This window comes from Spirosoma luteum DSM 19990 (genome assembly GCF_000374065.1).
Lineage (GTDB): Bacteria > Bacteroidota > Bacteroidia > Cytophagales > Spirosomataceae > Spirosoma > Spirosoma luteum.
Genome location: NZ_KB893284.1, coordinates 1 through 20,257, shown reverse-complemented (window position 1 = coordinate 20,257; position 20,257 = coordinate 1). Strand labels below are relative to the sequence as shown.

Here is a 20,257-nt window from a genome sequence, read left to right as displayed (position 1 = left end):
GTCGGAGGTAATATTCTCCAGGCAACCGATGAGCATGAACTTAAAGAATACGACTGGGTCAATGGAAGGGTTTCCAGTCTGGCCATAAAGCTGTTTCGTGGCCTTATAGATAAAGGTCAGGTCGAGCGTCTCCTTTAGCCGACGGTAGAAGTTGTGCTTAGGGACGCGGCTGGACAGCTGAAAACAAGTGATTTGCTTTTCGATATATTCTTTTCTGCCTTGCATACCTCAAGATACAGAAAAGGCCACTTAAATCCCTAAGTAGAGTTGTGCAACAGCCACGGGCATTTCTTGAGATTTTCTCTGTTAGGGTGTTCATCAATTAAGGGTTGCTTGCTGTTGAACAAAATGAGAAAACAAAGCCCCATATTATTGTACATGACTAGAAATTCGTTCGCGAACAAAGTAACATGATTTTAAGTATGGTTACATTCCGCTAGTAGCTAAATTCTTCCTCCTTTGCAAAAAAAAGAATATGAATCGTAAGGGCTGTCTCCCCCGCCCAGAATTTAGTTTTCCAAACCGTTTAGGGCATCGCGCATTACCCAGTAGGGTATTGCTGGCCGTGCCTTGGCGATAAATATGGTTCAACTAAAATTCAAGGCGTAGACAATCCTTATGAAAAAATCATATTTGGTATTACACATCGCTGTAATACTGGCGGGCTTCACGGGCGTGTTCGGGAGGCTGATCTCCCTCAATGAAGGGCTATTGGTCTGGTACCGCGTATTCTTCTCAGCCATCTGGCTATTTCTTATTCTCAAGCTATTTAAAGTAAGTACTGATCTGGCCCGTAGGGAAAATATCAACATTGCCAAAGTTGGGCTGCTCATCACTATTCACTGGGTATTTTTCTACGCCAGTATCAAGTACTCGAATATTTCGATTGGAGTTGTTTGTTACTGCCTGACTAGCTTTTTTACAGCGGTGTTCGGAGCAATCATTAGAAGAAAAATTGCGGTCACTGAATTGCTGCTAAGCCTGATGACGCTGGCAGGTATTGGGCTGATCTTCCACTTTGATGTGTCGTATCAGTTCGGCATCGCCCTCGGTACCATCTCGTCAGCGTTCGCAGCCCTTTACACAATCTACAACGAACGGCTGGTGCGACATTACGATAGTAAGCTTATTAACTATTACCAGATGATTGGCGGTACCATCGGCCTTGGGATGGTGCTTCCGATCTACCTTTATTTCATCCCGGCTCCCAGCCTAGTTCTGGGGCTACAAGACACGTTCTACCTATTGCTGCTTTCGTTATTCTGCACAGTTGGGCTGTATGTCTTGTTTGCTGAATCGCTCAAGAGGATACCAGCCTTCACAGTTAATCTGAGTTTCAATCTAGAGCCGATCTACGCCATCATCATAGCTTTCCTATTCTTCGGTGAGAGCAAAGCGGTAAATAGCTCCTTTTATATTGGCCTAGTACTTGTCATGTCCTCTGTCTTATTGCAGAGCATCATTTCCATTCGAAGGAAGTCGTGCATTGATCCCCAGTAATTTACCGCAAAACGAGACATTCATCATACAGTAAGCTTGGAAGCAGTAAACCAATAAATGGAACAAACCGGGTAACCTATTTGATTTCGCGCCAGTGTTGCGAAAATAGGAAAAGGATATTGTTGATAATCCGTCGATGTAAGCCACCCGCAATCATCTAAAAAAAACGCCCGAATTAATGAGAAGATACATGAATACTTCGTCGTCTAAGATGGGAGCCTATTCATGAACGTTTCTTCGTCTCATTCAGGAGGGTTTAATGAGATGAGTGTAGTCCCGAAACTGGATATAACTATGGGACGCGCTTACCTCAATTGTGTTAGATTCCACTATTTAGCATTCTTTGCGGGAAGTTTCATTCAGCAGTTCGCGCTGTTTTTTAGGAAGCTTATCCAGTACGATGGTGTAGGAACTCTTCACCAGGTCCAGCAACAGCGCATCCGGCAAATCAGCATTGAATTCAATGCTGATCCAATACTTGGGACTCATATTAAAAGGGGCGCCCACCGCCTGATACCTTTCCTTTAGTTCGGCGATACGTTCAGTAGTACACTTAAGCGTGCATCTGTCAAATTTATCCATTGAGAAGTAACAGAATATCTTCCCTCCGATATAAAACACCAGAATATCATTTGCATCAGAAAAAAACCAGCGAAGGGCGTTTTCTCCTCCGTAAAAGGAAGCGAAAGACAATAGATCCTGAATTGCTCGATATCCATATTGAATTGAGAGAGTCAATAACCAGCGCACCTGTGCTTTGCGAATCAGCAACCTGCGACAAAACAACGGAAAGGTTAGTTAATCATCCAAATGACCTTCCCATTGTTTTTCGTTAAAAGCACCGAAATTATATCTTTTTACACCTACTTAACTAGCAAAATTGGGTAGTTCTGCGGAAAAGAACATAATTCGTCGTTTGCATCAGCAGTGTATAATGCCGTCTCAAGAAAAGCAGCCTTATTTGAGAATAGGCTTCTCAGTAAGGAGGTGCATCCAAAAGAACCGCACGAACGGATTACGAACAAAACACGTACTAACGCATTGGGCTACGCCGGTAAATAGATGGTAAAGGTGGCCCCTTGCCCCAGTTGGCTAGTAGCCGTAATAGCGCCCCCGTGATTAGCGACCACCTTTTCGCAGATGGCCAGACCAATCCCCGTACCCCCATACTCGCTCTTACCATGCAGCCGCTGAAACACCTGAAAGATGCGATCTACGTACTTCTCATCGAAGCCAATCCCATTGTCGGCCACCTCAATGCAGTAATACTGAAGGGCGACTCGACTCGGATTAATCCCAGCCGGCAAGTCCGTGGCTGCTACTGGCTGAGCGCGCACCTCGATCACCGGTATGGTATCGGCCCGGCGAAATTTGAGCGCGTTGGCCAGCAGGTTCTGAAACAACTGGCCTAACTGGGTGGCATCGCCCCGAAGCGTGGGCAAAGACCCCAGGCGAATTTGAGCGCCCGTCTCCTGAATCGTAAACTCTAACGTGGTGAGTACCTGGTCAACAATCGTCGGTAGCGACACGAGCGTGCGGGCATCGGGCTGGGTTGCCATCCTTGAATAATTCAACAGGTCTTTAATCAGCGTCGACATCCGGCTGGCCGCTGACTGCATCCGCTCCAGGTAGACCCCTTCCTCGCCCTCGGCGTAGCGCGTTTTCAACAGATCGCCAAATTGCTGAATCTTACGCAGGGGTTCCTGTAAATCATGACTGGCAATGTAGGCAAACGTTTGCAGGTTGTCATTCGAGCGGCTTAATAAGCCGTTGGTCTCGGCCAGTTTTTGATTCAGGGCCGCCAACTCCTCGTTACTTATCGCTAAGGCGGCATTGAGCGTCGTCAGTTCTTCCGTGCGTTGGCGTACCTGTTCCTCCAGGGCCACTTGCAACGCCCGTTGGCCCGTGATGTCCAGCACCGAGCCGTCCACCCGGACGGCTAGTCCGGCTGAATCCCACTTGACCTGCCCATTCGTACGCAACACCCGGGACTGGCCGCTGGTTGCCGAAACGACGGTGTACTCAACCTGATAAAAGCCCGTCGCCCCGGGCTGGAAGGCATCGGTATACACCTGACTAACCCGCTGCCGATCGGGTTCCCCGATGACACTAAACGAGGTGGCCACATCGGTGACCTCGGGTAGGCCATACCACTGAGCAACCCGGATCGATTTGGTCATGCGACCCGTGGCCACCTCGATGCTATACGACCCCAGTTCGGCTAAATCAAAGATCGATTGCAGGGTGGCCTCCCGCTCTTCGACTACCTGCCGGGCTATCTCTTGTCCGGTTATATCAACGGCTGTTTCTAAAACCGCATACACCTCACCGTCTTCGTTACGTAAGGGTTTTAGACTTAAATCGAAGTAGTAAGTACCCGGTAGGCCATTAAGGGTCAACCGGGCCGGGGCACCCGTCCTCACGTAGGATTCACCAGACGAAAACACCCCATCCAGCAGCGCGACGGCTGCCTGGTCAGCATCGGAATCGGTCAACACATCCCGAATCGACTGGTTCAGAATGGATCGCCCCTGGCCCAAAAAGGTAATCATCGGTTCATTGGCGATGTCGATGACCAGGTTGCGCCCCACAAACAGGCAGGTCGCTACAGGGGCCTCTTCGACCAGTGAGCGGAAGCGGGCTTCGCTTTGGCGCAGGGCCTGTTCGGTCTGCTTGTTAGTGGTAATATCAGTCGCATGGACGACCAAGCCAATTACCTCGCCCAGCGCGTTTTTATGGGGGATGTACACAATACTGAGCCATCGTTCAACTTTCATTCGGGAAGGAGCCAACAGCTCATAGCGTTCGGGCTGGCCCCCGTAAGCAATGGCTAAATGAGGCTCCGCTTTTTGGTAGGCCACTTCTCCCAGAAATTCCCGGACGGTCTGGCCAATGGCTTCGGATTCACTGACGCCAAACCAGTTCCGAAAGCCCTCATTGTAGGACCGGTAGCGCTGCTGGGCATCCAGGTAAAAGATCATGGCAGGGACCGTGTCAAACAGCTCAAGGGCGGCAGGCGGATTACCCAGTGCCAGGGGTTGCCGATCGGCCGGTTTGTGGGCAGGGAGTTGCTGGGCCAGTTCTTGAGCCACGCCCACCAGTTGAACCGTCTGGTCTTCAGGAGTAAGCTGACCTCGCCCCTGTAAACGGACCGTCCGCACCAAGCTATCATTGGCTCCTTGCGTACGAAAAGTTACCTCGTAGTGCCCGCCTGATTGGGAGTTAAGCGCCCCTAGTAAAGCCTGATTCATCTGCGTTCGATCATCCGGCTGAATGAACTGCAGCAACTGGTCATAGGAAATTGGGTTTTCCTGGGCGATTCCCAACAGGTACCGACACCGCTCGTCCAAGTATAGCTGATTAGTCTTCAGATCGAATTCCCAAACGCCCAGTTCGGCGGCTGTTACGACAAAATGTATATCCAGTCCTTTCGGAAGTGAGGGCTTGTTAGAAGGCGTATGGGAACCGATCATGGAGGGCAGCTAAATTGATTGGGACATCTGGTGAAGGGAATCACCTGGAGTAGTTAACTGAGCCTACCCCAAACGTGTTTACGTGAAGTCTAGTTAAGTTAACTCCGATTGCGCCAGGGCTTCTGGTTGCGCATCACGGTTGAGTCACATAAAGGCGTCAAACGACCCTATCAATGGTCCATTACCCCTGAAAACGTAGGGCATTCCCCATCGATAAAAGGCAGTAATGAAACTCCAAGTGGATTGGCTTCATCAAACTGGATTGCCCGTTCATGCATAATGATGTATCTAGTAAAAGGATGCAAGTCCAGCCAGGGCAGGTCACGCTGAAGGGGACGATTGTGCCAAGTACAGCAGGTGTAACCAGAGACCAGAGGCCCAATGCATAAATAGAATTTTTCCGTTAACCAAATTAGCTTAGTTTCTGTACCAACCTTTTTGGTAGTTTGAACTTTTCATAGTAACCGCTCAGAAAAGGCACCTTTTGGTGAACGATTACTGGCTTTTAAGACAAGGGCCAATCTATTACATTACCATTAGTCGGGATAAGCGTTCATTTGGCTAAGCGTTTTATTAAACCGTTCTCTGAATGACGGCTAAGTGAAGAGAAGTCAATAGGGTGAATTAAAAACCAGGTGGGCGTTTATCCCACAATCAGTTCGGGTAATAATGAACTTAGTTGTAATTTAGAGCCGCTTTAAAAAAGGGATGACAATCCGTGCTACCCGTTTATAATGACCCTTAAAGTCTAGTGATAGGCAGGTCCTTGATGAGCAAGATACCCCCAACCGACCCGGATAGCTTGACCTTCCATTCGCTACTCATGAATGCCATACCCGGCAATCATCTGGTGTTGTTGCCTGATGCGCCAAAGTTCACCATTGTAGCCGTCTCCGACGACTACCTGACAGCTCTCAACCTTCAACGCGAGCCCTTACTAGGCAACGGGGTGTTTGAGGTCTTCTTCAGCGACGGTGGCAACCAGGCCGGTGCCCAACAACTCCTCCAATCACTGACCCAGGTAGTACAAACCAAACAGACCCAGTCCATCACGGACCTACGCTACGAGCGGTCCCACTACCAAACCTATATACTGGAAGCGAGTGCCTGGCGTGTGGCTAATAAGCCCGTTATGGACCCCAAAGGTGAACTCTGCTACATCATCAACACCGTTGAGGACATCACGACAGAGGTTCAACTGGTGGAGGTCGCCCAGGCCAACCGCTATCTACAAACCATCATCGATTTGTTTAAAGAACCCATGCAGGTTCTTCAACCGATTCAGGAAAATGGTGAAATCATTGACTTTCGCTTTTCCTTGACCAACCAGGCCTATGCCGCCTATGCCAACGCGACCCCAGAACAATTGCAGGGTAAACGCGTGAGCGATGTATTTCCTGGTTATAAAGAAACGGAGAGCTTTAGCAACCCAGTTGAAACCTACAAAACAGGCAAGCCCCTTACTTTTGAGATCCATTATGAGCAGGATGGACTTGACCTCTACAATTTGATGAGTACGGCTAAACTGGGGGAGGAGGTGGTTATCCATTTTACTGATTTTACCCGTTTAAGGCACTTGCAACTTGAGCTCGAAAGCAAGATCCGGGAGTTGAGCCGCTCTAACCAAAGCCTTCAGGAGTTTGCCTATGTGGCTTCCCATGATCTCCAGGAGCCCCTCCGTAAGATTCAATTGTTTGGCGAAATGCTCCGGGGGCAGCGTTCAGATGCGCTGGGCGATGGCGTCGATTACTTACAGCGGATGCAGACGGCGGCCAGTCGGATGTCGGCTTTAATCCAGGACTTGCTGGCCTATTCGCGTATGACGGCCCAGCTCGATCAAACTACACCCGTCTCGCTGACAAATGTACTCAACCTGAGCTTAGCCGATTTAGACTTATTAATTTACGAAACGGGTGCCCAGGTAACCGTCGATTCCTTGCCAACGGTGTTAGGTGATTCGCTGCAATTAGGCCAACTCTTTCAAAATTTGCTTAGTAATGCGGTAAAGTTTCGCCGGGCAGACCAACCCCTGCGGATTCAGGTGCGTTACCGGTGCCTAAGCGCAGGGGATCTGCCTACCCGTGTTAAACCCATCCGTCAGGCGACTAGCTACCATTTGATTGAGGTAGTCGATAACGGGATTGGATTCAATGAGAAGTACAGCGAGCGCATCTTTCAGGTCTTCCAGCGCCTACATGGTAAAACCCAGTATGCGGGCACCGGCATTGGTCTGGCTATTTGTGATAAAGTAGTCGCCAATCATGGGGGAGCCATCACGGCCAGCAGCCATACGGGCCAGGGGGCTACCTTCGGTGTATACCTACCGTTTTGACAACGGTCAACATTTTTCCGGACGATACAAGGGAAGCGGTGTTTCAAATAACGCCCGTTTTTACGAGACAATGGCCTAACCTGCCTTGTAGTCGTTTCAGACTTATCTGACTGTCTCAAATTGCTATCTCGCAAATCAACGTTCCACTTTTAGTGTCGTAGATGAGTTTGCGATACTCATTTTATAAACGTATAACCAAGATTGAACGTTTGTAAAACTTGCTTTTAGTTAGCATACAGACGCTTTTTAAACGATGAAATTATTCAACTACCACGCATCCGTACGCCGGTATCGTAACCCGATTATCGGATAGCGAACTACCCGGTGCCGTGGCGAATACGATGCGCTGGCACCAGGTTTCGCCGGGGGAGAAAACGACTTCGATGGAGTTTCTGGTCAGGTTATGCACTACCAGTACGCGCTGACCAGTGCCCGAACGCCGGATGAATGAAACGGTGCCTTTTTGCCGGATACCCGTTTGCTCCAGTCGGCTGAGGTTATCGTTCAGTACGGGGTGGCTGTTGCGGAAGTGAATCAGCCGCTTGTAGTGGTTGACCAGCGAATCGGGGTCGGCCTGTTGCTGGGCCAGCGGTTTGACGGTTTGGCTGGTACTGTACGTGCCGCGTCGCCAGCGGGTGCGCTGCCGGTCGCGGTCGCGGGTGTCCCACAGGAATGGTTCGCGGATGTGTTCGTCGGGTTTCATGCCCAGCATCCCGATTTCTTCTCCGTAGTATAGATAGGGGAGGCCGGGCAGGGTCAGGAGCAGGTTGGCCGCTACTTTCAGGTGATTCAGGTTGCCTTTGAGCAAACTACCAATCCGGTTCTGGTCGTGGTTCGACAGGATAAGCCCGTCGATAAACTGCGGGTTGACGTTGGCAAATGCTCCGTGGACGTAAGCCAGAAACTCAATCAGGTCTTCGGTATCATCTTCCCGCCGGATAATGGCGGGAATCATCAGTTGTAAATCGAAGTTGAAATTGGCTTTCAGCCCCCGGAAATAAGGCGCAATGCGTTCGGGGCGGGTCCATACTTCACCAACCGTATAGGCTCCCGGTTTGGCTGCTTCCACTACCCGGCCGAATTCCTCCCAGAACTGGTGATTTTTTGGTTCTTCCGCTTCCCGATACAGGTGTCGGGCCGCATCCAGCCGAAAGCCGTCAACTCCCACCTCGTTGAGCCAGTAACGAACGATGGCAAAGATTTCTTCGCGCAGGGGCGGGTGATCGAAGTTCAGGTCGGGCATACCACTCCAGAACATGCCGTAGTATTGCTCGGGGCTGGATGAACCTTTAACCGAATGCCAGGGGCTGCGTTCGCCCGAGTCGGCGGTGATGTCGCGGGTGGCCAGTTTGCGGGCTTTGATCTCGGTGGGGTGCATCCAGTTGTAAAACTTCCGGTACGGATTATCCGGCCCTCTGGCCGATTCCTGAAACCAGGGGTGCCGGATGCTAGTATGGTGCAGCACCAGGTCAATGATCACCGCGATGCCACGCCGGTGCGCTTCGGTAAGCAATCGCCGGAAATCGTCCATTGTGCCGTACTCCGGGTCAATGCCGTAGTAGTCCGTCACGTCGTACTTGTGGTACGTCGGTGACGGGCTGATGGGCATGAGCCAGATGGCCGATACGCCCAGGTCTTTGAGGTAATCGAGGTTATTGGTAACGCCGTTAAGGTCGCCGATACCGTCGCCGTTGGAGTCGGCGAAGGAACGAACGAAGATTTCGTAATGCACACCCGTCTGGCCAACTGATACAAAAACGGACGGGGAGACATCCGCACTAACTGCCAACATACACTGACTTTGTTTAACGCTTTACTACTTTTAACAATCGCTGCCGGTTACCCTGCTGTACCTGCAAAAAATAGACGCCCGCCGGCAGCGATTGCAGGCTGACAGGCTGACTGATTACATCGACTGGTTTGCGAATCTGGAAGGTCTGGATGGGTTGCCCGGTCACAGTACGGAGGCTAAAATCAACCATACCCCGGTAGCCGCCCGTCAGCTTCACGGTCAGGTAGTCGTCTGCCGGGTTGGGGGAGAGGGTAATCTGGTCGATGGGTTCGTCGGTGAGGGCCGTTATCTGGCTTGGTACCACCACAAAGGGTACCAGTCCCGCTTCGGGTGTGGGGAGTTTGGTGGTCGAATACAAGTGGAAAGCGCCCGGCTCCAGCGTAACCGACCGGTTTATGTCATCTACCTGAACCTCCTGCCCCGAAAAGAAATGATACCACTTCCCCGTTGCCGGAAAACCAGGATTGACCGTCTGCAGGTTGACGTCGAAATTACCAATCAGAAACACCGTTCCCGAGGGGCTCCGTAGCGTTAGCCGCTTCACAACGCCACTAAAATCAGTAGTGAAATCGGTGGTGGCAAAGGCGGGGACGGTGGTTTTCAGTTTCGCCAATGCGCTGTACACTTTATACAATTTTTGGCGGTCTGCATCCTGGTAATAGTCCCAACGAACGGGTTTGGCCGCCGTACGACAATCGTCCTTGATGGTCGTGCCATCGGAGCAGGTGTTGATAGACAGGTCGTAGCCCAGCTCGCCAAACTGCCAGATCATCTTTGGTCCGGGCGTGGCCAGCAAAAAAGCAGCGGCCAGTTTGGCCCGGTTCAGGGCGGTGGGTAACGATTTAACGCTGTAGCTACCCGTTGTCAGGCCATTTTGGCGCATATCGTACACAAGTCGTTCTTCGTCGTGGCTTTCGGCATACCCCACCAGATTTGGCTGCTGAAAAGTACGTTTCTGATACGAAAGGCCCGAAAAGTCACCCTGCGCCGAGCGGGTGGCTCCCCGAAAATCGCCATTGTGGTTCCCCCAGAGCAGCATGCCGTAATTGGCCAGTTCGGTTTCTTCCTGCCCATCGGCAAAGTGTTCAAGAATGACGTAGGCGGTGGGGTCGACGGTGCGAATCTGGTTGTAGATGCGTTTCCAGATGGCAACCCGGCTTGCATCATACGCGCTCCAGGCCCCTACATCGTTCCCCGTATTTTTCTGGGTGAACCCTTTGGAGAGGTCGAACCGGAACCCATCGACTTTGTACTCCTGCAGCCAGTAGGTACAAACCCGGTCTACGAAGGCTTTTGTGTCGCGGCTCTCGTGGTTGAAATCGAAAAACACGCTGAACGGATGCGTTGCCTGCTGGTTGAAATAGGGGCTGTCGGCGGAGGGACGGTCGCCGTTCCAGTATAATTTCACGTAAGGGAATTCGTAATCGGCCTGGTTCAGCACCATGTCGAGTACTACGGCAATACCCAGTTTGTGCGCTGCGTCGATAAACCGTTTCAGCGCGTCTTTGGGTCCGTACGCTTTGTCGGGCGCGAAGTAATAAATGGGGTTGTACCCCCACGAATCATTGCCCGAAAACTCGGTAACCGGCATCAGTTCAATGGTATTGATGCCCAGCCGTTTCAGGTAGGCCAGGCTGTCCGTTACGGTCTGGTAGGTCCGGTTCTGCACAAAATCGCGTACCAGTAGTTCATAGATAACCATCGTGTTTACGGCGGGGCGCTGAAAAGTGGTCGTCTGGAACACAAAAGGCGTCTGCCCCGGTTGCAACACAGATACGATATTACCCTGTGCCTTTGCCGGAAAAGGCTTCAGACCCGGATAAGTCGAGGTGGGAATAAACGAGTCGTTGCTACGGTCAAGAATTTTATCTGCGTAGGGGTCGCCCACGGGGATCACCCCGTCTACCAGGTACTGGAAAGCCGTTTCGCCCGTCGGTAAATTGGGTAAGTCCAGCCAGTATCGGTTGCCATCGGGCGTTTGATTCATCAGGTAAGCCGGGCTGACGGTCCAGTCGTTAAACTCGCCCAGCAGGTACACAAAGCTCTTTTTAGGCGCGTATAGCACCAGCGTGGCCTGATTCAGGCCGGTATAATTGATGCCATCCTGTAGCCCCAGCGTCAGGGCTTCTACGGGAGAACGCGGCTTGACGGTGAAATAAAACGTGTCGGCAATAGTCGTGGCAGGGGAGGTGTTCAGCGATGTTGCCTGCACCACCACCGTGCGTTGCAAACCGGCCTGATTACCCGTATTCAGCGTCGTGCGGAGCGAATCGGTCCCCGTCGAACCTGGGGTAGGCTGACCATCCAGGGTTACCCTAAACGTAGCCGTCTGCGATGATTTATACCGCACCAACAAATCGGTGTTGCCATCGACGTAAAACCGTTTCTGGCCTGGGGTCAGCCGGGAGAAATTGAAGCTGTTATCGTAAATCTGAACGGAAAAATCTTCCGTCTGCGCCTTGCCATCGCCACTTTTGAGCAACACGCCCAACCGCCGGATAGGCGTACCGGCAGGAACGCCAAAGTAGGTGCGGGGTCTGAGTTTTATCTGCCAGCGGTCGTTGCCGAGGGCAGTCATCAACCCTGGCGTGAAGGGCTTCGAAAAGTCAGTTTGTCCGGCGGGCTGAAACTCAAACGCATTCCCCGTTGCCGTCGAGCCCGCCCCGGCCCACAGGTACACGTCGTTTGTTTTGCCCAGTAATCCAGCCGCCCGGCCGTCCTTTGCCAGTTTCAGGTCGAAGATGAGGGTTATCTCGGCATCGGCGGTTGGGAAGGTAGGTTGGGTCGTAACAACCTGACCCACGGCAGACAGGCATAGCCAGTAGCCAAGCAGTATAGCGTAAAATAATACCCGCATCTTGTTTTTCAGGATAAGTGATTTGTAAAAATAATCAATTTGCGGGCTGGCTTTCGTAAGCTTTCAGGGCCTGATAAACGCGGTGCGTGGGTAGCCCCATGACCGTATAAAACGAGCCATTCAGCCGTTCGATGCCCACCAGACCAATGAAATCCTGCGCCCCGTACGACCCTGCCTTATCGAACGGTTTACAGGTGCGGATGTAGTAGGTAATTTCGTCATCGGTCAATGAGACGAACTGCACGACTGTTTCATCGGTAAAGGAGTGTAAATCCGGATTTCCCTGCTGGTCGGGTGCCAGAATAGCCACGCCCGTTTGAACGCGGTGCGTCCGGCCCGATAGTTGTTGCAGCATTTGCCGGGCTTCGGCTTCGTCCTGCGGCTTGTTCAGGATTTGGCTGTCCACAATTACAACGGTATCCGCACAGAGAACGATTCGATCGTTCAGGTCCGGCAAAAATTGCGCTGCTTTCTGCCGGGCCAGGTATTCGGCTACGGCGTCGACGGGCATTGTTTCGGGAAACAGTTCGTCGGTAGGGCGGGTTTCGATGGTGAACCAAAAACCGGCATCGGTCATGAGTTGTTTCCGGCGGGGCGACCCCGATGCCAGCACTAATGGATAGCGTAACGTGAGCATATATGTAAAAAGGCGAATCACAAAAATAACCCAAACACAGGGTTTTTACGTAGATTAGTCAGCTTTGTCCCTAAACACATGATCATTCGACTCGCTACACCCTCCGACGCCGTTATACTAACCGAACTGGCAATAACGACCATGCGTGAAGCCTTTGGCCCACCCCATAACCCGGCCGATCTGGTGGAGGAATACATTCAGTCAGCCATTACGGTGCCCCTGGTGGAGGCCGAACTAAAAGACCCCCGCGCCACTTTCTTTCTGCTGGAACAGCCGGATAACACGGTTGTTGGTTACGCCAAGCTGCGCCGACATGCCCCGCCCCACCGGATACCGGAGCGAAAAGCCGTTGAAATTCAGCGTATTTATCTGTCAAAAACACAAATTGGCCGGGGGCAGGGGCGAAAGCTGATGGAACACTGCCTCAACTGGGCACGGGAACAGGGGTACCGTGGCTGTTGGCTGGGGGTGTGGGAACGAAATACGAGCGCACTGGCCTTCTACGAAAAAATGGATTTTGTACGATTCGGTTTCCACTATTTCCAGTTTGGCTCGGAGCGGCAGCGGGACTACTGGCTTTGGAAATCGTTAAGCCGATAACCCATTGATTTTTAGTCAATACATTTAATTGGTTTATCCGTAAAAAGCGGGGTGAAACCGTTACCAGTCAGGCAGAAAGGCTGGGTTTATTCGTTACTTAAACCATTTGTTATACGAAGCGTCTAACCAGCGTTCTATTTATCAATGCACCAATTGCGCCCCGCCCGACAACCCAATATACTGCGTCATTTTCTGACGGGGTGGCTGTTGCTGTTTGGGTGCGGTATGGCGGCTGGGCAGGTAGATACCACAAAGGGTTACCTGCCGTCCATTCAGATTGATACGTTGACGTCTGGAGGCACGCTGGATTCTATGGCTACGCTCCGCTCAATGGCCATCAGCGACAGTATTCTGATGCAACGGGACAGTGTTTTCTATACCCGGCTGAAAACCAAAATGTACAAGCACCGGGTAACTCGCCAGATTTATGACGCGCTGTTTCAGGATGTGTACAACAGCCGGGTCAGAACGGGTGAGGTGAACCAGATTGAGGTCAACCCCTTCAAACTTTTTCAGGGACGCATTATCGGCGATATCTACTTCCGCCGACTGGGTGTATTTGGCCAGACGGTGTATGATACCCTGCGAAAACCGAACAACTGGGTTGAGCGGGTGGGAAGCCGTCTGCATACCAACACCCGCGAGCACGTTATCCGCAACTCGTACCTGTTGTTTCAGCAGGGTGATTTGCTGGACCCGGTTGTGCTGCGTGATAATGAACGGTTGCTGCGGAGTACGTCCATTTTTCACGATGCCCGAATTCTGGTTGTGCCCCGTACCGGTAGCCGTCAGTTTGTGGATGTATACGTCATTACACAGGATGTCTGGTCACTGCTACCGAACGGGGGATTTGGTGGTTTAACGAATTTCAGCGTTGGATTCGATCAGGTCAACTTCCGGGGGCTGGGCCATCAGCTTTTCGTGCAGTTTGCCTATTCGGGCACCGACCCACGGCAAACAACCGAATACCAGGCCCGGTATAAAGTGCCGTTTATTGGTAAAACGTTTCTGACAGCCGAGGCCAACAGGCTGTACCTGCGCGATTTAAAACAGACTTCCATTAAGTTATACCGGCCTTTTATAACGCCTAACACCAAGTACGCGGGCTCTGTGGAATGGAACCACACCCAAATCAACAACCGGCTCGTTACCCGCACCGATAGCGTTGTGCTGGTGCCGGTCAGCTATGATTATACGGATGTGTGGGTTGGCCGCTCATTTCGTCTGTTCTACCGCCAGAATGATTCCGAAGAAAAGGGTCGGTCACGTCTTATACTTGCCGCCCGATACACAAACTACGATTACAGAAAACGCCCTGATATAACGGCCGACACCAACCAGATTTATCAGGATAGCCGCACCGTGCTTGCGAGTGTTGGTTTTTCCCGGCGGAAATATACCCGCGATGTACTTATTTATGGCTTCGGCCGCACCGAAGACGTACCGATTGGTGAGTCGGTGGCCGCGGTTGTGGGTATCGACAATGCAGAGCTGGGCCGTCGGATGTACCTGGGAACGAACTTTTCGCAGGGGCGGTACGTCCGGCACGTTGGGTACGTTTATGGGCTGGTTAACCTGGGCGGGTATATCCGCCAGAACAGGATAGAGCAGGGGGTTTTCTCCTTCGAGTCAAATTTCTTTAGCCCGCTCATGAAAACGAAGTGGGGAAATATGCGGCACTTCTTCAACACGCGCTATACAACGGGAGTCAACCGGTTTAGCAATGAATATATCGTGTTGGGTAGCAGTGGTAGTGGCATCAATACCGACGGAATTGGGGTTAACAGTGATGCGCTGCGGGGAACGAGACGGTGGTTTGTCAACTATGAGAATGTGCTTTTCTCCCGGCTTAACCTGATTGGTTTCCGGGTTGCCTTTGTTACGTTTGTCAATCTGGGGCTGGTTAATTTCCCCGACCGGCCACTCCTGAATGGCCCGCTTTATCAGGGCTATGGTCTTGGGTTTCGGCTCCGAAATGAAAACCTGACATTTACCAGTTTTCAGATTCGGCTGGCGTATTATCCCAACATACCTAACAACACAATACCCTTCAGACAATCTTTTGAGGGTGTTCCAACACTACGTTTCCGCGACTTCGATTTATCGGCTCCCCAGATTATTCCGTACCAGTGACAAAAATAAATTAATTGAATGTTGCTACATTAAATGTAATTGTCTTATCTTTGTGGCATGTCTATCGAAACTGACATTAAGCAAAACGCTCCGTTCCGAACGCCGTATCAGCGGGTGATGGTGAATTTGATGTACACCAGTAACTGGATTGCGACGAACCAGACGCAGTTACTGAAACCATCAGGATTGACCCCACAGCAGTATAACGTGCTGCGGATACTGCGCGGGCAGTACCCTAATCCGGTTAAGGTGAGCGACATTACCGAACGCATGCTCGATAAAATGTCGAATGCATCCCGCCTGGTCGATAAGCTCGTACTTAAAAAACTGGTATTACGCACTGAGTGCCCCAGCGACCGCCGGGCAGTTGATGTTGTCATTACCGAAAAAGGGATGGAGTTGCTGAGTAAAATAGACGTTCATTTAGACGAATGGTCTGATAATCAGCGTAAAAAATTGACGGAGGAGGAAGCCATCCATTTAAGTCAATTACTGGACCGGCTTAGGGAATAATTAACAACAATCAATTATCATATAACAATCAATTATTTACAACTGGAATCAATGAAAAAAGTAACACTATTTGCTGCCTTGTTTTTCGCTTCAGTAAGCGCTTTCGCTCAAAACTGGACGCTCGACAAATCCCACTCTAACCTGGCTTTCACCGTAACCCACATGATGCTCTCGGAAGTGGATGGTAAGTTCCAGGATTTTGACGTGAAAATGACCTCGGCAAAACCAGATTTCACCGATGCGCAAATCGACCTGACTGCCGACGTGAACAGCATTTACACCAACCAGGAAAAGCGTGATGGCCACCTGAAAAGTGCCGACTTCTTCGATGCCGCCAAATACCCTACTCTGGCGTTTAAGAGCAAGTCGATTAGTAAAGTATCGGGAAATAAGTACAAGCTGATGGGCGATTTGACGATGCACGGCGTAACAAAACCCGTAACGCTCGATGCCGTAATTACCGGTCCGGTTACCAACCCACAGAACAAGAAGACGCTGGCTGGTTTCAAAGTAAGCGGTGAAGTAAAACGGGCTGATTTCACGCTGGGTAGCGCTCCTGCCGCTGTTGTAAGCGACGAGATCACTATCCGGGCTACCGGCGAACTGGTAAAAGCGAACTAAGCTGTTTTGACCACATAAAAAACCCGGTTTCCTGATGGGAGCCGGGTTTTTATTTTTTATACCGCAATGGTTTTTACCTAACAGAACAACGTGTACCCGCTGAAGTAACGGTAGCACGTAGGGGCTTCCCAGCTGATTTATCAAACAAGCGTCAGGTGAAGGCAGGAAAGTCGTCCATGAAGGTTATTTTGGTAGTGGCATGATCCACGCAGCAGCAATAGTGTACCAGTCCGTTGGAAATAACGATGAACGGAGCCTGATGAACGTGGTTATACCGGGCAATCTGGTCGAAAACGGCTTGGGTAAGCGGGATATGGGGAGCCTTGCACTCGACTACCAGAAAAGGCTGACCCTGCCGGTCGAAGACCACAATATCCGTACGCTTCTGGGTTTTGTTCAGCGTCAGGCTACCCTCGGCCCGAATGAGAGCTTTGGGGTAGGCATAATGCGAAAGCAGCAGATTGACGATGTGTTGCCGGACCCACTCTTCGGGCGACAACCGGACGTACTTCCGGCGTAACAAATCAAAAATGTACGGTTTCCCATCGACTTGCTTAGTTTTGTAGGCAAAGGACGGAAGATTCAGCGCAACCATACCTCAAATATAAAGAGTGAAAGAGTGAATCGGTACACTGAAGCGGAGCGAATTGGTGAATCTTTTGTTCGTTCTTTTACTCGTTCATTCACTCTATACTACTATGAAAACAAAAGAAGAAATCGTCCAGAACTGGTTACCACGCTACACGGGTACGCCCATTGAGCAATTTGGCGAATATATACTGTTGACCAATTTTATCAATTACGTTGACCTGTTCGCCAGGAAATTCGATGTAGAGGTGTTTGGTGTTGGGCGGGCCATGCAAACCGCCACCGCCAACAATATTACTATCATTAACTTTGGTATGGGCAGTGCTATGGCGGCTACCGTTATGGACCTGCTTTCGGCTGTCTCGCCAAAAGCCGTTTTATTTCTGGGAAAGTGCGGGGGACTGAAAAAGACGCAGGTGGGGGATTTGATTCTGCCCATTGCGGCCATTCGGGGCGAAGGAACCAGCAATGACTACATGCGCCCCGAAATTCCGGCCCTGCCTTCTTTCCGCCTGCAACGGGCTGTATCATCGACCATTAAAAAATATGAACTGGATTACTGGACGGGCACCGTTTACACGACTAACCGCCGAATCTGGGAACACGACGAAGCATTTAAGGAGTACCTCGTAGAACTACGGACGATGGCCATCGACATGGAGACGGCAACCATCTTTACGGTTGGCTTCGTGAACTCCATTCCGCATGGTGCCCTGTTGCTGGTATCCGATAACCCTCTGGTTCCGGAAGGGGTAAAAACCGAGGAGAGTGATAAAATCGTTACGACCCAATTCGTAAATATTCACCTGGAAATAGGCATCGACGCCCTGCTCGAACTCGAATCCTCCGGTGATACGGTGAAACACCTCCGCTTCGAGTAAACCGAAAATGGTGTTTAATTGATTCTTTTGGCGACGCAATCAGGCACCATTTTTCACAAAACAGGCTTGGGAAGGCATACACTTCACTTTTCCCAAGTCTGTTTTTTTATTAATTGCAATACTCACTGATTACTTTATAAGCAGGATTGTAGCCAAGTTCACCCGCTTTGGAAAGGTCAAGGCAGCCGCCGTTTTCATCGCCGAGGCTGTGTTTAATTAGCCCCCGAACATAGTACACTTCGCCATAACGGGGGTTCAGTTTAATGGCACTGTTGCAATCCATAATAGCTCCCCGCTGATCGCCCTGTGCTGATTTGATCAGTCCCCGGCTAAAGTAAGCTTCGGCGTATGTTGGGTTAAGCTCAATAGATTTATTCAGGTCAACGATAGCTGATTTCTCATCCCCCTGTTTGCTACGGCTAATGCCCCGGCTAAAGTAAGCTTCGGCCCGTTCATCACCCACATCGTTGATTTTATTGCGTTCTTTCACCAGTTCGCGCAGGTTATCGAGCGTGGCCCGGTTGATGCGTCCGCTATACACAACTTTTGTGTCGCTATTGGTATTGTTCATGCCAATGGCCTGGTTGAAATCCTGAACGGCCCCTTTCTGGTCGCCCAGTTTACTGCGGCAAAATCCCCGACCGTAGTAGGCTTTGTAGTTGTCGCCCCGGAGCGCAATTGACTTGTCGTAGTCGGGTAAGGCTCCTTTGAAGTCTTCCATTTTCGCTTTGGCGAAAGCCCGGTAGAAATAGGCATTAGGATCACTGGCACTGAGTTCGATAGCCTTATTCAGGTCGGTTATCGCGCCGGTAAAATCACTCTGTTCCACTCTTGCTATACCCCGCCCTGTATACGCCTGCGGACGCTTGGGTGTCAGCTCGATTACCCGGGTGAAATCCGGTAGGCTACTGGCGAAGTCGTCCAGCTGCTGTTTGATAGTACCCCGCACATAAAAGGCCTGGGCATTGTTCGGGTCAAGTTCAATCGTCCTGGTGAAATCTACCAGGGCACCCCGGTACTGATCAATACGGGTACGACTGATGCCCCGGTTGTAGTACGGCTGTGGATCATCCGGATTTAGTTCGATAGACCGGCTAAAGTCGAGCAGTGCACCGCGGTGGTCTTCCTGCCTGCTCTTGCTGACGCCCCGGCTCAGGTAAGCTAAGGCATCTTTTGTATTCAGTTCAATAGCCCGGTCGTAGTCCAGAATAGCGCCCCGGTGGTCTTTCAGGTTAGCTTTGGCCAGCCCTCGATTGTAGTAGCTGGACGAATTTTCGGGATTCATGGTAATAGCCATGTTAAACGCCTGTAACGCTCCCGTAAAATCATTGGTTTTTGCCTTCGTAACACCGCTTTCAAAAAAGTCAACGGCAGTCTGTTGAGCAGTGGCAGAAAAAGTGAGATTGGTACACAGAAATAACGTTACCAACGGCAGTACATGTCGCTTCATAAGATAAGTACAAGTGTTTTGGTGAGATTTTTGGCCGTTGAGCGGGCCAAAAGTAGGGTTTAGTTGCCGTTCGGCCAAGTTGGCAAAATGATAAGATTGTGAAAATCACTCTGTAAGTAAACTTTACTGCCAAAATGGGCTGAAAAAATAGCATGTCAGCACTTCTTGATTGATAGAAAGTGTCAATTTGTCGTATAAAGTTGACTTTTATTGGATAATAAAGACAAAATGTCAGTAGTGCGCGTCTACTTAAGGGTTGGTACAGGATTTGACTTTTCACGTACGCTAGTTCAAGCTATGCCCTTTAGGGCAAGACTTTAGTTGCTACTCAATTTTGGTAATTTTGCTTGATGAAGCAGCAACGGTCTGGTAGTCATTCGGTTTATAATTTACAAGTCCATTTGGTGTGGAGTACTAAGTATCGCTACCATGTGCTGACAGGTGATGTACAGTTGCGTTGTCGGGACTTATTGCGGCAGACCTGCAATGTGCTGGACGTGCAGATTCTGAAAGGCGTTGTGAGTAAAGATCATATTCATCTGCACGTATCGTATTCGCCCTCGTTAAGTTTGAGCGATTTAGTCCGGCGGCTAAAAGGCCGCAGTGCGAAGTTGCTTTTGCACGAGTTTCCTGAACTGAAGCGTCGGTATTGGGGCGGTCACTTCTGGGGTGTTGGTTACGGTGCTTGGAGTGTGGGTAGTATCACCGACGAGTTGCTGCAATCGTATTTAGATCATCACAAGGATCATCCTAATGGGGATGAGAATTTCATTCTGGAGTAGGTCACTTAAAGTGGTATACCTTCAGTCGGCTTCAGCCGAAACAAACGAATTCCATTCGTTTTTAAACCTATGGACTTCCAGTCCATAGTCGTTTAGTT

16 protein-coding genes are annotated in these 20,257 nt (G+C 50.6%); 8 read left to right on the top strand and 8 right to left on the bottom strand.

Annotated elements, in window-relative coordinates; all coding sequences use genetic code 11:
* Positions 1-225, bottom strand: a 225-nt coding sequence (locus tag B156_RS31060) for a transposase (protein WP_018622142.1), incomplete at its 3' end; no start/stop codon positions are given.
* A gap of 393 nt (positions 226-618) precedes the next feature.
* On the opposite strand from B156_RS31060, the gene B156_RS0123205 reads away from it, so the two are divergent.
* Positions 619-1,500, top strand: coding sequence for a DMT family transporter (locus B156_RS0123205; protein ID WP_018622190.1), 882 nt, complete (start codon positions 619-621; stop codon positions 1,498-1,500).
* Between the two features lie 333 nt (positions 1,501-1,833).
* On the opposite strand, the gene B156_RS29745 is transcribed toward B156_RS0123205, so the two are convergent.
* Positions 1,834-2,271 carry an MmcQ/YjbR family DNA-binding protein gene (locus B156_RS29745; protein ID WP_211211248.1) on the bottom strand — a complete coding sequence of 146 codons (438 nt, stop codon included), beginning with the start codon at positions 2,269-2,271 and terminating at the stop codon, positions 1,834-1,836.
* 275 nt (positions 2,272-2,546) lie between these two features.
* Positions 2,547-4,973, bottom strand: a complete 2,427-nt coding sequence (locus B156_RS0123195) for an ATP-binding protein (RefSeq protein WP_018622188.1) — start codon at positions 4,971-4,973, stop codon at positions 2,547-2,549.
* A 769-nt stretch (positions 4,974-5,742) separates the two neighbouring features.
* On the opposite strand from B156_RS0123195, the gene B156_RS0123190 reads away from it, so the two are divergent.
* Entirely contained in the window at positions 5,743-7,305 is a 1,563-nt protein-coding gene (locus tag B156_RS0123190; protein WP_040586259.1) for a sensor histidine kinase, read from the top strand.
* 259 nt (positions 7,306-7,564) lie between these two features.
* Here the strand turns inward: B156_RS0123190 and B156_RS0123185 are convergent, their stop codons facing one another.
* From B156_RS0123185 to B156_RS0123175, 3 genes are read right to left on the bottom strand one after another with little or no spacing between them, the layout of a single operon-like run.
* Positions 7,565-9,097, bottom strand: coding sequence for an alpha-amylase family glycosyl hydrolase (locus B156_RS0123185; protein WP_018622186.1), 1,533 nt, complete (start codon positions 9,095-9,097; stop codon positions 7,565-7,567).
* A gap of 13 nt (positions 9,098-9,110) precedes the next feature.
* Positions 9,111-11,954 carry a DUF4961 domain-containing protein gene (locus B156_RS0123180; protein WP_018622185.1) on the bottom strand — a complete coding sequence of 948 codons (2,844 nt, stop codon included), beginning with the start codon at positions 11,952-11,954 and terminating at the stop codon, positions 9,111-9,113.
* A 34-nt stretch (positions 11,955-11,988) separates the two neighbouring features.
* Complete coding sequence (locus tag B156_RS0123175) at positions 11,989-12,591, bottom strand: Maf family protein (protein ID WP_040586258.1); 603 nt, start codon at positions 12,589-12,591, stop codon at positions 11,989-11,991.
* Between the two features lie 78 nt (positions 12,592-12,669).
* Here B156_RS0123175 and B156_RS0123170 point away from each other — a divergent pair, with 78 nt between their 5' ends.
* The 4 genes from B156_RS0123170 (at position 12,670) to B156_RS0123155 (ending at position 16,458) form a co-directional block, all read left to right on the top strand.
* A complete protein-coding gene (locus B156_RS0123170; protein WP_018622183.1) occupies positions 12,670-13,191 on the top strand; it encodes a GNAT family N-acetyltransferase in 522 nt (173 codons plus the stop codon).
* A gap of 144 nt (positions 13,192-13,335) precedes the next feature.
* Positions 13,336-15,324, top strand: a complete 1,989-nt coding sequence (locus B156_RS0123165) for a BamA/TamA family outer membrane protein (RefSeq protein WP_018622182.1) — start codon at positions 13,336-13,338, stop codon at positions 15,322-15,324.
* Between the two features lie 57 nt (positions 15,325-15,381).
* The gene (locus B156_RS0123160) at positions 15,382-15,837 is read left to right on the top strand and encodes a MarR family winged helix-turn-helix transcriptional regulator (protein WP_018622181.1); all 456 of its coding nucleotides are present in this window, start codon (positions 15,382-15,384) and stop codon (positions 15,835-15,837) included.
* Positions 15,838-15,888: 51 nt separating this feature from the next.
* Positions 15,889-16,458: a YceI family protein gene (locus B156_RS0123155; protein WP_018622180.1), complete on the top strand. Its 570-nt coding sequence runs from the start codon at positions 15,889-15,891 to the stop codon at positions 16,456-16,458.
* Positions 16,459-16,609: 151 nt separating this feature from the next.
* On the opposite strand, the gene B156_RS0123150 is transcribed toward B156_RS0123155, so the two are convergent.
* Complete coding sequence (locus B156_RS0123150) at positions 16,610-17,053, bottom strand: type I restriction enzyme HsdR N-terminal domain-containing protein (RefSeq protein ID WP_018622179.1); 444 nt, start codon at positions 17,051-17,053, stop codon at positions 16,610-16,612.
* Positions 17,054-17,156: 103 nt separating this feature from the next.
* Here B156_RS0123150 and B156_RS0123145 point away from each other — a divergent pair, with 103 nt between their 5' ends.
* Entirely contained in the window at positions 17,157-17,927 is a 771-nt protein-coding gene (locus B156_RS0123145; protein WP_018622178.1) for an AMP nucleosidase, read from the top strand.
* A gap of 109 nt (positions 17,928-18,036) precedes the next feature.
* Here B156_RS0123145 and B156_RS0123140 read toward each other — a convergent pair whose 3' ends face one another.
* The gene (locus B156_RS0123140) at positions 18,037-19,377 is read right to left on the bottom strand and encodes a tetratricopeptide repeat protein (RefSeq protein WP_018622177.1); all 1,341 of its coding nucleotides are present in this window, start codon (positions 19,375-19,377) and stop codon (positions 18,037-18,039) included.
* A 350-nt stretch (positions 19,378-19,727) separates the two neighbouring features.
* On the opposite strand from B156_RS0123140, the gene tnpA reads away from it, so the two are divergent.
* Positions 19,728-20,159, top strand: coding sequence for an IS200/IS605 family transposase (gene tnpA / locus B156_RS0123135; RefSeq protein ID WP_018619334.1), 432 nt, complete (start codon positions 19,728-19,730; stop codon positions 20,157-20,159).
* The last annotated feature ends 98 nt before the right edge of the window (positions 20,160-20,257 follow it).

Excerpts from the sequence above, each read along its gene's own strand:
- B156_RS0123155 (WP_018622180.1), top strand. The coding sequence starts at position 15,889 with ATGAAAAAAGTAACACTATTTGCTGCCTTGTTTTTCGCTTCAGTAAGC.
- B156_RS0123150 (WP_018622179.1), bottom strand. The coding sequence starts at position 17,053 with ATGGTTGCGCTGAATCTTCCGTCCTTTGCCTACAAAACTAAGCAAGTC.
- B156_RS0123195 (WP_018622188.1), bottom strand. The coding sequence starts at position 4,973 with ATGATCGGTTCCCATACGCCTTCTAACAAGCCCTCACTTCCGAAAGGA.
- B156_RS0123145 (WP_018622178.1), top strand. The coding sequence starts at position 17,157 with ATGAAAACAAAAGAAGAAATCGTCCAGAACTGGTTACCACGCTACACG.
- B156_RS0123190 (WP_040586259.1), top strand. The coding sequence starts at position 5,743 with ATGAGCAAGATACCCCCAACCGACCCGGATAGCTTGACCTTCCATTCG.
- B156_RS0123175 (WP_040586258.1), bottom strand. The coding sequence starts at position 12,591 with ATGCTCACGTTACGCTATCCATTAGTGCTGGCATCGGGGTCGCCCCGC.
- B156_RS0123165 (WP_018622182.1), top strand. The coding sequence starts at position 13,336 with ATGCACCAATTGCGCCCCGCCCGACAACCCAATATACTGCGTCATTTT.
- B156_RS0123180 (WP_018622185.1), bottom strand. The coding sequence starts at position 11,954 with ATGCGGGTATTATTTTACGCTATACTGCTTGGCTACTGGCTATGCCTG.
- B156_RS0123160 (WP_018622181.1), top strand. The coding sequence starts at position 15,382 with ATGTCTATCGAAACTGACATTAAGCAAAACGCTCCGTTCCGAACGCCG.
- B156_RS0123205 (WP_018622190.1), top strand. The coding sequence starts at position 619 with ATGAAAAAATCATATTTGGTATTACACATCGCTGTAATACTGGCGGGC.
- B156_RS0123185 (WP_018622186.1), bottom strand. The coding sequence starts at position 9,097 with ATGTTGGCAGTTAGTGCGGATGTCTCCCCGTCCGTTTTTGTATCAGTT.
- B156_RS0123140 (WP_018622177.1), bottom strand. The coding sequence starts at position 19,377 with ATGAAGCGACATGTACTGCCGTTGGTAACGTTATTTCTGTGTACCAAT.
- B156_RS0123170 (WP_018622183.1), top strand. The coding sequence starts at position 12,670 with ATGATCATTCGACTCGCTACACCCTCCGACGCCGTTATACTAACCGAA.
- tnpA (WP_018619334.1), top strand. The coding sequence starts at position 19,728 with ATGAAGCAGCAACGGTCTGGTAGTCATTCGGTTTATAATTTACAAGTC.